This is a genomic window from Hymenobacter montanus (assembly GCF_014699115.1).
GTDB classification, from domain to species: domain Bacteria; phylum Bacteroidota; class Bacteroidia; order Cytophagales; family Hymenobacteraceae; genus Hymenobacter; species Hymenobacter montanus.
On the sequence record NZ_JACXAD010000008.1, the window covers coordinates 98,850 to 113,140 of the forward strand.

At 60.6% G+C, this 14,291-nt stretch carries 12 protein-coding genes; 11 read left to right on the forward strand and 1 reads right to left on the reverse strand.

Features of this window, described 5'->3' with window-relative positions:
- Positions 1 to 124 precede the first annotated feature (124 nt).
- The 11 genes from IC235_RS09040 (at position 125) to IC235_RS09090 (ending at position 13,060) form a co-directional block, all read left to right on the forward strand.
- Positions 125 to 331 carry a class I SAM-dependent methyltransferase gene (locus IC235_RS09040; protein WP_191004849.1) on the forward strand — a complete coding sequence of 69 codons (207 nt, stop codon included), beginning with the start codon at positions 125 to 127 and terminating at the stop codon, positions 329 to 331.
- A complete protein-coding gene (locus IC235_RS09045) occupies positions 331 to 1,065 on the forward strand; it encodes a cytidylyltransferase domain-containing protein (protein WP_191004850.1) in 735 nt (244 codons plus the stop codon). Before IC235_RS09040 ends, IC235_RS09045 begins: the two co-directional genes overlap by 1 nt.
- Positions 1,062 to 1,979, forward strand: coding sequence for a class I SAM-dependent methyltransferase (locus tag IC235_RS09050; RefSeq protein WP_191004851.1), 918 nt, complete (start codon positions 1,062 to 1,064; stop codon positions 1,977 to 1,979). The genes IC235_RS09045 and IC235_RS09050 overlap by 4 nt, the downstream gene beginning before the upstream one ends.
- A gap of 95 nt (positions 1,980 to 2,074) precedes the next feature.
- The gene (locus IC235_RS09055; protein WP_191004852.1) at positions 2,075 to 2,818 is read left to right on the forward strand and encodes a crotonobetainyl-CoA--carnitine CoA-transferase; all 744 of its coding nucleotides are present in this window, start codon (positions 2,075 to 2,077) and stop codon (positions 2,816 to 2,818) included.
- Between the two features lie 207 nt (positions 2,819 to 3,025).
- Positions 3,026 to 4,615 (forward strand): GNAT family N-acetyltransferase, encoded by a 1,590-nt coding sequence (locus tag IC235_RS09060; protein ID WP_191004853.1) that lies wholly within the window; start codon positions 3,026 to 3,028, stop codon positions 4,613 to 4,615.
- A gap of 12 nt (positions 4,616 to 4,627) precedes the next feature.
- Positions 4,628 to 5,305, forward strand: a complete 678-nt coding sequence (locus IC235_RS09065; protein WP_191004854.1) for an HAD family hydrolase — start codon at positions 4,628 to 4,630, stop codon at positions 5,303 to 5,305.
- 121 nt (positions 5,306 to 5,426) lie between these two features.
- Positions 5,427 to 6,470, forward strand: a complete 1,044-nt coding sequence (pseI, locus tag IC235_RS09070) for a pseudaminic acid synthase (protein WP_191004855.1) — start codon at positions 5,427 to 5,429, stop codon at positions 6,468 to 6,470.
- Complete coding sequence (locus tag IC235_RS09075) at positions 6,470 to 7,777, forward strand: glycosyltransferase family protein (protein WP_223847164.1); 1,308 nt, start codon at positions 6,470 to 6,472, stop codon at positions 7,775 to 7,777. Before pseI ends, IC235_RS09075 begins: the two co-directional genes overlap by 1 nt.
- Positions 7,778 to 7,852: 75 nt before the next feature.
- A complete protein-coding gene (locus IC235_RS09080) occupies positions 7,853 to 10,057 on the forward strand; it encodes a LamG-like jellyroll fold domain-containing protein (RefSeq protein ID WP_223847176.1) in 2,205 nt (734 codons plus the stop codon).
- Between the two features lie 27 nt (positions 10,058 to 10,084).
- A complete protein-coding gene (locus IC235_RS09085) occupies positions 10,085 to 11,482 on the forward strand; it encodes a DUF7033 domain-containing protein (RefSeq protein ID WP_191004857.1) in 1,398 nt (465 codons plus the stop codon).
- An 87-nt stretch (positions 11,483 to 11,569) separates the two neighbouring features.
- On the forward strand, positions 11,570 to 13,060 hold the full coding sequence (locus IC235_RS09090) for an oligosaccharide flippase family protein (protein WP_191004858.1): 1,491 nt from the start codon (positions 11,570 to 11,572) through the stop codon (positions 13,058 to 13,060).
- An 89-nt stretch (positions 13,061 to 13,149) separates the two neighbouring features.
- On the opposite strand, the gene IC235_RS09095 is transcribed toward IC235_RS09090, so the two are convergent.
- Positions 13,150 to 14,190, reverse strand: coding sequence for a methyltransferase domain-containing protein (locus tag IC235_RS09095; protein WP_191004859.1), 1,041 nt, complete (start codon positions 14,188 to 14,190; stop codon positions 13,150 to 13,152).
- Between the last annotated feature and the right edge of the window lie 101 nt (positions 14,191 to 14,291).

The following is a 14,291-nucleotide window of genomic DNA, read 5'->3' on the forward strand; positions in this document are numbered from 1 at the left end:
TGCATTCGCACAGAGGGATTTTAAGCGACTGCCTCAACAGCTTTAATATTTACATTAACAGATAATTAATTTTGCCGCACATCCGACAGGATTTTTTTTGGTTCGATGACTTTGGCCGGGAATCATGGGCCACGAGTACTACGCGCCCAAAACTACGGCCATCAACTACCATGGCAACGAGGGTTCTTTGTGGGAAACTACCTTCGATCAGCTCTTTCTGGATAATTTTCTGGAATTGCGCCCCGTGAAACAGCAGCTCTATTCGTACATCAACGACGCAGAGCACAGCAACCAGGATGCTGTGTACCTGCTCGAAAAAACTACTGCCTGATGCAGCACGCTGGTATTATTTCGCAGGTACGCATGGGCAGTACCCGGCTGCCGAACAAGGTGTTGTTGCCCGCAGACAGTCGGCCGCTGCTCGATTACCACGTGGCCCGGCTGCGGCAGAGCGGCCTGCCCATCTTCCTGGCCACCACTACCGAGCCGGCCGACGACGTGCTGGCCGCCTATGCCAAAGCCCACGACCTCCCCTACCACCGAGGCAGCGAAACCGACGTGCTGGCTCGCTACTACGAAACCGCTCAGCGTTATGGCCTCGACACCATTGTGCGGGTTACAAGTGACTGCCCGCTGGTGGATGGCCCGCTGATTGGGGATGCCGTGGCCCGCTATCTAGCCGAGAACAATCCGCTAGTTTACCGCTCTAATTCTGTCGTACGCACCTACCCGCGAGGCTTAGACTTTGAGATTTTTTCGATGGAGTTACTGGCTGAAGCCTACGCCCACGCCACCCTGCCCTACGAGCGGGAGCATGTGACACCTTACCTCAAAACTAACCCGGCTACGGCGGGCCGCGTGATTCAGCGCAACGAAGTGTGGCCGGGCGGCGACTTCAGCCGATTCCGCATTACGCTTGACACGCCCGAAGATTACGAGGTATTGCGCGCTCTTATTGAGCGACATAACGCGGCTGACTTGCCCGTGACCGACTTGCTCGCCCTGCTCGTTGCTCATCCCGAAATCATGGCCTTGAATGCCCACATTGAGCAAAAAACTACATGAACCTGCCCGACACCCTGCGCCTGAACGAGTTTGGCTTTCACGAAATCAAGCACAAGCCCTCGCCTGAGGAGTTGCGCCACTACTACGCCCAGCGCTACTACCAGGAAGAACGGACAGCTTACCCGACTAGTTACCCACCCGAGGAGTTGGAGCATATCGAAGGCAAGCTGCGCCTGCGCTACTGGGTACTGACGCAGTTACGCCAGCCGGACGTCGGCTCTGACACCCTTTCAGCATCCACGAGTGGGGGCTCGTTCCTCGACATTGGCTGCGGTGAAGGGTGGGCATTGGAGTACTTCCAGCGCCAGAATTGGGAGGTACTGGGGCTGGATTTCAGCAGCTTCAGCCTGGAGAAATTTCAGCCAGCCTTGCGCGCCCATCTGCGCACAGGTGACCTGTACGAAGAGTTGGATAAACTCGTGGAAGCCGGCACACAGTTCGACGTGCTGTGGCTGGACAATGTGCTCGAACACGTACTGGAACCAGCCGAGCTATTGCGCCAATGCCGGGCGCTAGTGAAGCCTCAAGGAGTGTTGATGGTTGACGTGCCCAATGATTTTTCGGCCCTGCAGCAGCATCTGCTCGACACTGGGAAAATCGACCGGCCGTTTTGGGTAGTGCTACCCGACCACTTGTCGTACTTCAATCACAACGGCTTGCGCAATCTGGCTGCGGCCACGGGCTGGCACGTAGCCAAAGTACTAGCTGACCAGCCCATTGACCTCAACTTGCTCAATCCAGCCACCAACTACATAATGAACCGTGAGTTGGGCAAAGCGGCCCACCAAGCCCGGCTGGAACAAGACAACTTCCTGCTGCAAACCGCGCCGCTGGTGGCCGTTGCTACCTACTACGAAGGCCTAGCAGGTGTGGGCTTGGGCCGCAGCATTGTCGCTTTTTTGCAGCCTGCTTAGTTGTTAGTTAGCTCGACCTCTGGTTTTCGAAGACAATCAACCAGCACCAGAGGACCGAGCACTAACTCCTGACAATTATCAACCGACAACTAAAGATGTCCACCATTTCCGTCCTTAGCGGGGCCACGGCGCCCGAAACGGCCCGCCGCGAGAGCTTTGCCCAGACCCTGCGCGAGTCGCCCCTGCCCAACGCGGAGCTGCTGAGCAACCTCGGCCTCTACCTAAACCGCCAAACGCTGTCGCGGCTGCTGTTTCTTACTGAGTTGTACCAGCAAATCATTCCGGTGCACGGCGTGGCCATGGAGTTTGGCGTGCGCTGGGGCCAGAACCTGGCCTTGCTGCACGCCCTGCGTGGCATTTACGAGCCGTTCAACTACAATCGCAAAATTATTGGCTTCGACACCTTTAGCGGGTTTCCGTCGGTAGACGTCAAAGATGGCCACCAGGTGAAAGCCGGCGACTACGGTGTAACGGCCAACTACCAGGACTACCTTACCCAAATCCTGGCGCTGCACGAGGCCGACAGCCCCATCCCGCACAAGCGCAAGTTTGAGCTCGTAGCCGGCGATGCCACTGAAACTGTGCCCCGCTACCTGCGCGACCACCCCGAAACGATTATCGCCTTCGCCTACTTCGATTTCGATATTTACGCGCCCACCAAAGCCTGCCTCGAAGCCATCCGCCCCCGCCTAACCAAAGGGGCCATCCTGGCATTCGATGAGCTGAACTGCCCCGAATTTCCGGGCGAAACCCTGGCGTTCGACGAAGTATTTGGCGTAGCCAACTACGCCCTACGCCGTAGCCCCCTAAACCCGCTTATCTCTTACGTAGTGATTTGATAGCAGCCAGGGAAGAACAATTAATACTTTGGTAATCAAAATATTATGCTCGTCCGGCGTCCGCGCAGCCAAAGCATGACGTCCTTTCTGCTGGCTGTTTTTTATCATCACGTTCTTTTAGCGCGAAACGCTGTTTATCAGCACACTACTTTCTCCTGCTCGCGCAGGTCGTAATCCTAACCTCCTTCCATTCAACCCTCTGCTCCTTTGTCTTCCTACCGAATTCTTCGCCTGAACGACTACCACTACGGCGCTTACCGCCTGGTGCCCATCCGGCTGAGCGACCAGGAAGCCATCCGGCAGTGGCGCAACGCGCAGCTCGACATTTTACGACAGGCCGCGCCCCTCACCGTGGAGGCGCAGGAGCGGTATTTTCGCGAGGTGGTCGCCCCCTTATTCACAGCCGAGCAGCCCGGGCAACTGCTTTTTTCGCTGTTGAAAGACGAGGAGCTCATCGGTTACGGCGGGCTGGTGCACATCGACTGGCTAGCCCAGCGGGCCGAGATTTCCTTCCTGCTCGAAACCGGCCGTAATGCCCATATCCCCACTTTCCAGGCCGATTTCGCGGCCTACCTCCACCTGTTGCGGCAAGTAGCGTTCGAGGATTTAGCGCTGCAAAAAATCAACACCGAAGCCTACGACGTGCGCCCCTACCTCACTCAGGTGCTCGAGGCCGAAGGTTTCACCGAAGAGGCCCGGCTACCCCGCCACGTGCGCGTAGCCGGGCAGTTGGTCGACACCGTGTTTCACAGCTGCTTTCGGCCCCTGGGCGCCTTCCGGGGCCACGTGCTCGTGACGAGCCTGGCCGCGAAAGTGCCGCTGTTGCGGGCCGTGCAGGATGCCGCCCGGCGCGTGCATTACGCCACCCGGGTTATTGGGGCTGACCTCAACCCTGATGCCCTGGCGCGTCCGCTGGCCGACGACTTCTGGGCTATGCCCGCGCTGAGCGACGCCGCGCTCCCCGAAATAGTGGCCGGCTGTCGGGCCCGGGGCATCGCTTTTCTGGTGCCCACCCGCGACGGCGAGCTGGCTTACTGGAGCCGACACCGCGCCGCCCTGGCCGCGGCCGGCGTAACCGTGCTGGTGAGCGACCCGGCCGCCGTGCAACGCTGCCTCGACAAGCTCGAATTTGCTCGGTTCGGCCAGCAGGAGGGCTTGCCCGTCATTCCCACCAGCCTGACTCTGGACGACCTGGCAACGGCCCGGATGCCGCAACCGCCCAACGCGGCGTTCGTGGTGAAGGAACGGCACGGCGCCGGCTCGCTTAGCCTGGGGCTCAACCTACCGTACGCGGCGGCGGCGGCCCACGCTCATGCCCTGCAGAATCCTGTCTTCCAGCCCTTTATTTCGGGCCAGGAAATCAGCGTGGATGCTTACGTGGACCGCCAGGGCCGGGTCCGGGGCCTCGTGCCGCGCACCCGCGACGTGGTGGTGCGCGGCGAATCGCAGGTAACCACCACCCTCACCGACCCGGGCCTGGTGGCCCGCCTCACCAGCCTGGTGGAAAAACTGGGTCTGTACGGTCCCCTGGTGCTGCAAGCGCTGCTTACGGCCGATGGCGAACTGCACCTCATCGAGTGCAACTGCCGTTTTGGCGGGGCCTCCACGCTGGGCATTACCGCGGGTGTGGATTCCTTCTTTTGGTTTTTGCAGGAAGCGGCCGGGGCTGATTTAAACCACTTCCCCTTCCTGCCCTCCCCGGAACCATTGCGCCAAGTGCGCGCTGCCGCCGATGTAACGCGGCGGTTAACAACGAGCGGGGCAGGAGGCACGAGGAAAGAGCAGCAACTCCACTAAGCCCCAGCGCCCATGCCCGTTCTTGTTTTTGACCTCGACGATACCCTGTACCCCGAGCTGAGCTACGTGCACGGCGGGTTTGGGGCGGTGGCCGCATTTTTGAGCCCACTGCTGGCCGTGCCCGCGGCGGCGCTGGCAGCGGACATGGTGGCCGAGGAAGCTACCCACGGGCGGGGCCAGGTATTCGACACTGTGCTGCGCCGGCACGGCTGCTGGTCCAAATCCTTGGTGACTAGCTGCCTGCGCACCTACCGTCAGCACCAGCCCGAGCTGGTGCTCTATCCCGATGCGGAGCGCTGCCTGACTCGGTTTGCCGCTCGGCCTCTCTACCTGGTTACCGACGGCCACAAGGAGGTGCAGGCCCGGAAGGTGGCGGCCCTGCACCTGAACGCCCGCGTACGGCACGCCTACCTCACCAACCGCTACGGCCGGCACCGGGCCAAACCCGACCCACACGTGTTTGAGTTGATCTGCCGCCGCGAGCGGGTGGGGCCCGGTGAGGTGATTTACGTAGGTGACAACCCCCGTAAGGATTTTGTGGGCATCAAGCCGCGGGGCTTCCGCACGGTACGCATCCTGCGCGGCAACTACGCTCACCTCGAAGCCGATGCCGCGCACGAGGCGCACGAGCGAATTCATTCACTCGATGAGTTAACGGAAGAATTAGTGGCGAACCTGCTGGCAGTGTAGCACCCAGCAGCGCACCGCCTCCGTTGCACGCTCTGGCAGCACACCCGAGCGACGTGGCAGCGCACAGCAAAGGCTGCGCCCCACTCCTACCTTTGCAACTCAGCATTCGCCACTCCAATACATGACCGAAATCAGCATCGGCGGCCGGCCCGTGGGTCCGGCGCACAAGCCGTTTATCATTGCCGAAATGTCGGGCAATCACAACCAGAGCCTGGACCGGGCCCTGGCCCTGGTAGATGCCGCGGCCGCGGCCGGCGTCGACGCCCTCAAACTCCAGACCTACACCGCCGACACCATCACGATGGATACCGGCTTCACCATCGACGAGGACGGGCAGTCGCTCTGGGAAGGCAAAAGCCTGTATCAGCTCTACCAGGAAGCCTACACGCCCTGGGAGTGGCACGCCGAGCTTTTCGCCCGCGCCCAGCAACACGGCCTGCTGGCGTTCAGCTCGCCCTTCGATGAAACGGCAGTCGACTTTTTAGAAAGCCTCGAAGTGCCGGCCTATAAGATTGCCTCGTTTGAAAACGCCCACTGGCCGCTGCTCCGCAAGGTGGCGGCCACCGGCAAGCCCGTGATTATAAGCACCGGCGCCGCGACCCTGGCAGAAGTAGACGAGGCGGTGCAAGTGCTGCGCGCCGCCGGCTGCCGCGAGCTGGTGCTGCTCAAATGCACCAGCACCTACCCCGCTTCACCGGCCAACACCAACCTGCGCACCATCCCGGTGCTGGCCGAGACCTTCGGCTGCCCCATCGGCTTGAGCGACCACACCATGGGCGTGGGCGCGAGCGTCGCCGCGGTGGCCCTGGGCGCCTGCGTTATTGAGAAGCACTTCACCCTTAGCCGTGCCGAGGGCGGCGTTGATTCGGCCTTTTCGCTGGAGCCGCACGAGCTGGCAAGCCTAGTGGCCGAAACCGAGCGGGCGCATCAAGCCTTGGGCGCGGTGCAGCTCGGCATTCAGCCCGCCGAGGAAAAAAGCCGGCGCTACAAGCGCAGCATCTACGTGGCCCGACCCATCACGGCGGGCGAAGCCTTCACGCCGGATAACCTGAAAATCATCCGTCCCGGCGACGGCCTCTGGCCTCGGCATTGGGAACTGGTACTGGGCCGCCGGGCTACCCGCGACCTCCAGCCCGGCACCGCGCTCACGTGGGAGGCGCTGTAATGCCACCCCAAACGCTGCCCCTCATTTCGCGGCTGCGCGACATTCTGCAACTGCGGTTTACGGCTGTGTTTGCCGCGCTGCCGCCGGCGGTGCTGGCCAACATTTCGCCAGCTAACCCGTTCAAGCGTCTGGCGCGGGTGCTGGGCTACGCGGCCCTGCGACTGGTGGGTAACGTTTTTCGACCCATTCGCAACCCCGATGAGTTGCGCGAAGCCGTGTGGCTTTATGTAGTGAGTGCCAACAACTACGAGGCGCTGGAATTCATCCGGCAAGGCCGGCCCGACGCCGTGCTGGTGGCGGGGCAAGCCAAGAACATCGGCCGCTACAACGCGCTCGTCAACCGGTTGCCATTGCGGTGCAAGCTGTTGTATTACTGGCAGTTTCCTTTGGCTTTTGTTGGTTTACTGCGAACCGAGGGCCGCCGGGCTTGGCGGTTCTTTGACTTTATTTTTTACGCCATCGGCTACTACGAGGTATACCGCCGGGCTCTGCGCCACTACCGGCCCCGGGCCGTCGTTTTTTCCAACGACCACAACGACGATACCCGCTCGCTGCTGCTGGCCTGTCGGGCCGAAGGCGTGCCCACCGCTTACGTGCAGCACGCCAGCGTCAGCACTTATTTCCCTCCTTTGGGCTTTGATCTTAACTTATTAGAAGGCCAGGATGCCTTGGACAAATACCGACTCTGCGGCCCGGTGCACGGCCGCGTGGAGCTGGTGGGCATGCCCAAGGCCGATGCTTACCTAAGCATGAAGAATATCCATCCTTTTATCAGCCGAGTAGGATTGGCGTGTAACATTCACGACCCGCTGCCAGCCATCGCCGACGTGCTGGTACACTTAGTGCGCGAATTGCCCGATTTAACTTTCACGCTTCGTCCCCACCCCAGCGATGAGCGCGACTTTGAGTCCTTACGCCAGTTGCTACCGAACTTGCAATGGTCGAGTGCCCGGTCGGAAAACGTATTTAACTTCTTGCTACGCCAAGATGCCTTAGTGGCAGCCGATACTTCTACCCACCTCGAAGCCACCCTGCTGAATGTGGCTAGTATCTACTATCGCTTCGGCACCAACCCACTAACCAAGGATTATTACGGCTACGCTGCCCGGGGTTTGGTAGATCAAGCCGAAAACTTAAGACAACTCGTCGATCTACTGCGCGGGTATGCGCGCACCAAGCCCGGCGACCTGTACCAGCGCGCGGCCTATTACAATGCCACCCTGGGTACGATTAATGAAGGGCACAGCCAAGCACTTACCTTGGCTATATTCGCAGATTGGCTCAACAAGCATCAATCACCAACTTAAAAATTCTGCTCTCGAATGCATCACTCCTACTCCTTATGGCGCCTTGGTGTATACTTGGTTGCGTACCTTGTTATGATGCTTATTCTGCCCAACAAGACTATTGGCCAATCGTTGCCTGGCTCCGGCAACTGCCTTACGTTTAATGGGTCCAGCACTTACATTAATTGTGGTACCGCTGATCGGGGAATTATTTCAGACCTCACGGTAGAAGCTTGGATAAAAACCACCTCGTCAGTCGGGCAATTTGCTGTCACTAAGTACTCTAACTCTTTTTTCTCGGAAAGCGGGTTTGAATTCGGTACCAACAACGGCCGGGCTGTACTATTTGGCCGGGTCAGAGTAGGAGAGTACTTAAGCTCTGGCTTTTCATCAACGCTCGTCAACGATGGACGCTGGCACCACATTGCGGGCCAAGTGGCTGGTAATGTATGGAGGATTTATGTGGATGGTGTTTTAGAAAATAGCACCACCTATAATAATTATGTAGTGGGTGACTTGCGCACGCCTGAACCTCTGACCATTGGGACGTACACTTACCTGAACAATCTTTACTTCGCTGGCGAAATCGACGAGGTTAGAGTCTGGCGCACGGCGCGCACCGAAGCTCAAATCCGCGACAACATGTGCCAGAAGTTTGCGACCGTTCCAGCTGACTTAGTAGCCTACTATCAGTTCGACCAAGCCAATGGAAACGTGGCGGTCGACCGTGGCAGTGTGCCGACCCCCGGTACGCTGCTTAACTTTCCGGCCGCCGCCAACTGGCACCTCTCCGGCGCGCCGCTTGGCGATGTCAGCGCCAGCTTGTACCAAAATACCTGGCCCGCCAGCAGCCGAATTAGGTTGATTACTTCCACCGGCGACTCGGCCATTGTGAGCAACCTTCCCGCCCAGACACGCGGCGTCCACCTCTACGCCGTGAACACTGCTCCTACTATCGCTCCGGCAGACGCGGCAATCCCTTCTTACGTTGGTGTGTTCACCACTGCCAGCAGCACTCCCGACGTTACCTTTTCGCTTAGACTACGCCCTGCCACCGGTCCGGCTTGCCGCAATGCTTTCCGCCGGACCAGCAACGAGTTGCCCTGGACGCTGCCCGCCCAGCCACCAATTACCGCTACTTCCCTGCTGGTGCAGAATACTTCGTATCGTAGCGAACACATCCTAACGGCGGGTACAACCATTGCGGCCGCCATTGAAGGCGACTCCGTGCTTTGTGCCGGAACTAGCACCGAACTCCGTGTGGTGGCGCCCAGCGGAGTTAATTTTTTGTGGAACACCGGCGCTACCACTGCGAACTTGCCAAACGTGGGGCCAGGCACGTACACCGTTACGGTCAGTGCCAGCTCTGGCTGCTCCCGTGTGCTGCGTCGAACGGTGCGCACCATCTCGCTGCCCGTGCTAGCTATCACCGGCGACTCGCTGATATGCGCGGGCGCCAGCACCAGCCTGACAGCCAACGCCACCGGCGCCACCGCCTATCGCTGGAACACCGGCGCTACTACCGCGACCATACGTATCAACCAAGTCGGCACCTACTCCGTGACGGCAACTTACGGCACGGGCTGCACCATCTCGGCACGCCGAACGGTGCGCGCCATCTCGCTGCCTATGCTGGCTATCACCGGCGACTCGCTGATATGTGCGGGCGCCAGCACCAGCCTGACGGCCAACGCTCCCGGTGCCACCGCCTATCGCTGGAGCACTGGCGCCACCACCGCGACCGTGCTCATCGGCCAAGCCGGCACCTACTCCGTGACGGCAACTTACGGCACGGGCTGCACCATCTCGGCACGCCGAACAGTGCGCGAGAATGCCGTTGCTGCGCCCCGCGCCTTTACCCTGGGGGCCGACACCACCCTTTGCGAGGGTGACCAACTACGCCTGCAAGGCCCGGTAGGACCAGATCTGCGTTACCAATGGTCGGATGGCACAACCAGCCGGCAGTTGGTTGTGCAGACGGCGGGACGCTACACCTTGCGGGTGCTCACGGCGTGCGGCGAGCAAAGCGCCGCTCGTTCGGTGGCCGTTCGTTCCTGTCTGCAAATTCCCAACATCGTCACGGCCAATGCCGACGGGCACAACGACTTTTTTGCCGTGCAAGGGCTACAGGGAGAGGGCTGGGCCTTGGATGTTTACAATCGTTGGGGCCGGGCGGTTTGGCAAACCGCTAACTACCACAACGACTGGGGCAACAATGCCGCGCCGGGACTCTACTACGTGCTGCTCCGACGCCCTGCCACCGGCTACCTCTACAAAGGGTGGGTAGAGGTAGTACTTTGATTCATAAAGCATTCTGTACTTGTGGCCATGGCCGCCCCCGTTACTGCTGAGCTATTGTTTCCAGTTACCGTTACGCCGGCTATCCGGCTCGACTACGTGCTGCAGCATTTTCAGCAAGCGTATGAGCCCGTGCCCTTGGTGGCAATTGGCTACGAGCCGACCGAAGCGGCGGTAACGGTGGCCGAGGGAGCCGGCCGCTTCTTCACGGAAACGGCTCCGTGCCCCGCGGCGCCGAACTGGCGCGAGTGGCAAGGCCAGCGGGTGCCGTTCTTCTTCGATGACAACCCCGAGGGGGAACTACTGACCCTGACTCCGGGCCAGGCCCGCATCAACACCGATGTGGTGGCCGCGGCCTTCTACCTGCTCAGCGGCTGGCAGGAGTACTTCTCAGCGGTGCGCGACCGGCACGGCCGCTTTCCTTATGCGGCCAGCGTCCAGAAGCAGTACGAATTTGTGGCAGTGCCCGTGGTGAACTACTATTTCGACGTGCTGAAAGCTGCCATTGAGCACGTTAGTGGCGTACCGTTACAGCCCCGCCGCTGGAGCGGAGCCCCGTTTGCCGCCTTCATCAGCCACGACATCGACAGCCTGCACGGCGGCTGGGGCACGGCGGCCCGCTACCAGCTGCGGCACTTTCGGCTCGGCGGCTTCGCAAAGCTTCTCGCGCGCAAAGCCATCGGCCAACCCGCACCCTGGAACAACTTAGAGCACGTGCAGCAGGCCACCACCCGGCTTGGTGCTCCCTCTACATTCTTTATCCTGGGTGACAACCGCCCCGCGCCCAACGGTACCCTCAATGCCGATTACGCCGTTAACACCGCAGCTTTTCGGGCGCGACTGGGCCGGCTGGCTGCCCAGGGGACCGAGATTGCCAGCCACGGCAGCTACGGCACGGCTACTGACGCGGGGAAGCTCCGGGCGGAAATTCACGGGCTTGAGCCGGCCGCAGCCCGCGGCAACCGCTTCCATTATCTCTGTTGGGAGCCCACGCGTACCCCCACCACCCTGGCCCAGGCCGGGGTGGCCTACGATTCGACGCTGGGCTTCGCCGAGCATTTTGGCTTTCGCAATTCCTACTGTCGGCCGTTTTTTCCGTTTGACTTCGCCCGCGGGCGGGCCCACGACTTCCTCGAAATTCCACTGAACGTGATGGATGCCACGCTGCATCACCCCGAGTATCTGCAGTTGCGCGGGGAGGAAGTGCTGCCCGCGCTGCGCCCGATGCTGGTGGAGATTGAGCGGTTTGGCGGGGTGGCCACGGTGCTGTGGCACAACAATAACTTCGACCCCGCCAACGAGCTAAACGGCCCGCGCCAATTTACCGAGCTGCTGAATTATTTACGGCAGCAGGGGGCCGCTTTCCGCACGGGAAGCCAGATTGTGGCCGAACTTTGCCCGCGGGGGAAAGACCACCGGGCTGACTGAGTGGTGGAATGACGCTGGTTGATTCCTCCGCTCCGCCAGGTGCGCCTTGGCCTCGTTCCCCATTCACTCACTCCCTCCTTCCCTTCCTTGGGCATTGTTCAACGCCAGGGCATTCGCAACACCCTGATTTCTTATGTTGGCCTGGCCATCGGCTTTGTCAATACCACTCTGGTGCTGCCGCGGCTGCTCTCACCGGCCCAGATCGGGCTCACGGCCGGGGTGCTGGTGCCGCTGGCGACCATTGGTGCGCAGGTGGCGGCCTTCGGCTTCGCCAGCGCCGGAATGCGCTACTTTCCCTTTTTTCGCAACCAGGGCCGCAATCATGCCGGCTTTTTTCCGCTGCTGCTGGGGCCGCCGCTGCTGGGGTTTATGGTGGTGGCCCTGCTGCTCTGGGTGGGCAAGCCGCTGGTGCTCCAGTGGTACGTGCGGGGCACCGACGCGGCCCTGCTGGCTCCGCACTACCTGATGGTTATTGGCCTGGCCGGCTGCATTATGCTGGGCTCGTTGCAGGATGCGTACCTGAAATCGCTGTTTCACACGTCCTTTTCCTCTTTTGCGCAGGAGATCTTGCTGCGGCTTCTCCTGGTTGGGGCCGCCGTGGCCTACAGCCAGCACTACCTCAGCTTTCGCGGTTTTGTGCTGGCCTACACCGGGGCCTACGCGGTGGTGGCCGTGCTGCTGGCCATTTACCTGGCGGCCATTGGCGAGCTGCACCTGCGACCGACGCGGGCGGCCTTGCGCGTTAAGCCCCTGCGCGAGATGCTGGGCTTCGGCGGGTTTATGCTGCTGAGCAACATTTCGGGCACAGTGCTGCTGAACGTGGATACCATGCTGGTGGGCACCAAGCTCAGTTTAGCCGCCGCCGGTATCTACATCATTGCCACCAACGTGAGCACGGCTCTGATTCTGCCTTTTCGGGCCCTGTACAAAACGGCTTTTTCGCTTATTGCCGAGTATTGGAAGGAAGGTGACCTGGCTAGGATGGCCGATTTCTACCGGCGCAGCACCCGCATCAACACCCTGCTGGGCTGCTACCTGGCCCTGGGCATCGGCTTGAATCTGGACTTCATCTACGGGCTGATTCACCGGCCCGAATACGCGGTGGGCACCTCGGCCGTGCTGCTCCTGCTGGCGGGCCGGCTGGTTGATGGCATCGCGGGCGTCAACGGCATCATCGTGGCTACGTCGCCGCGCTACCGGTTCGACCTGCTCTTCAACACCTCGCTCGCGGCGGCCGTGGTCGTCCTCAACTGGGTGCTGATTCCCCGCTTTGGGTTGGCCGGGGCCGCGCTGGCGTATTGCGTGGCCCTGGTGAGCATCAACGTGGCCCGCACGTGGTTTGTGTGGCGCACCTACGGCCTGCAGCCGTTCGATGGGCGCATTGCCCGTATTCTGCTGGTAGCAGCCGGGGCGGGCGTAGCGGCCTGGCTCATGCCGAACCTGGGTAATGCCTGGCTTACCCTCTTGCTTCGCGGCGGAATGCTCACCCTGGTTTATACCACCGGAGTCCTGCTCACGCGCACTGCTCCCGAGCTAAGGGCCTTGTTAATCAGCATATGGACCCGGGTATTGAAATAAGTGAGCAACTAAGCAATACAATAATCAATCAGTTCTCTACCAATATTTTACCTGTATAAAGCCTGGCGGCATGCCGGGCTTCACCAGCGTTAGCAGCAGCTCCCGCTGGCTTCTGCTGATGCTGGGGCGCTTACGGGACCGCAGTCGAACAAGCCAAAGTGGCGGCTCCGGTCGCCCACTACCCGGAAGTAGGGCGCGTACCGCGTTTCGCTCAGCATGGCGGCGGTATTGCCACAAACCAACATGGGCCGGCCCGTTTCGAAGGTATGGTGGTCGTCGAGCACAAACTGGCTGGGCTGGCCCGGTATGGTGCCGAGGTAGGTAGCAACCTGGCCGTGGTCTTCGCAGCGGTCCTCCAGGTCGAGTTTAAAGGCGCGAACCGTGAACGAGTAGAAGCCAATATTACCCACTTTAGCCTCAATTTCAGGGTTGTTGATGGTCAGGCGCCGGCTAGCGTGGATGCGGTAGTCATGCACACCCAAGCGCAGCAGCAGACGCCGAAAATCTTCGGTGTACAACGCTCCGCCCAAGCACTCGCCGTAAAGAACCGGGTCTTGTCGCAGGGTTTCGGGTACGCGGCGGTCGGCAAAAACATCGGCAATGAACAGTTCTCCCCCGGGCTTCAGCACCCGGAAAATCTCGCGGTAGGTGGCCTCCTTGTCGGTGCTCAGGTTGAGTACGCAGTTGCTCACCACGAGGTCGACGCTGTTGTCGGGCAGGCCGGCGGCTCCCAAGTCCTCGATGTAGCCGTGGCGGAATTCCACGTTGGGCTGGGCATAACCGAACTTTTGGGTGTGGTCCTCGATGTGGCGGCGAGCCACCACGAGCTGCTCTTCCGTCATATCCACGCCGATGACGTGGCCCTTCTCCCCCACCAATTTAGAGAGCAGAAATGCGTCGCGCCCCGAGCCGCTACCCAAATCCAGCACGGTAATTCCTTCGAGGGCTTCGGGAATGCACACCCCGCAGCCGTAGTACTTCGCCAACACCTCCGGCGCTAACTGCGCTAAGATGCGGCGGTGGGCCGGCGGGATGTCGTCGGTACAGCAGGCGTTGGTGAGCAAATCCTGGCTCGATTGCAGTTGCGTGCCGTAGTAATCCTGAATTTGGGCGTGAGTGGTGGTAGACATGGTCGAGGTTTTTTACGGGCCTAAAGTAATCAGCCTTTCCTTGTTCACGGTGCCCTCTCCTATTTTTATGTCGGATGTAGCACGTCGCCACCCACCTAGCG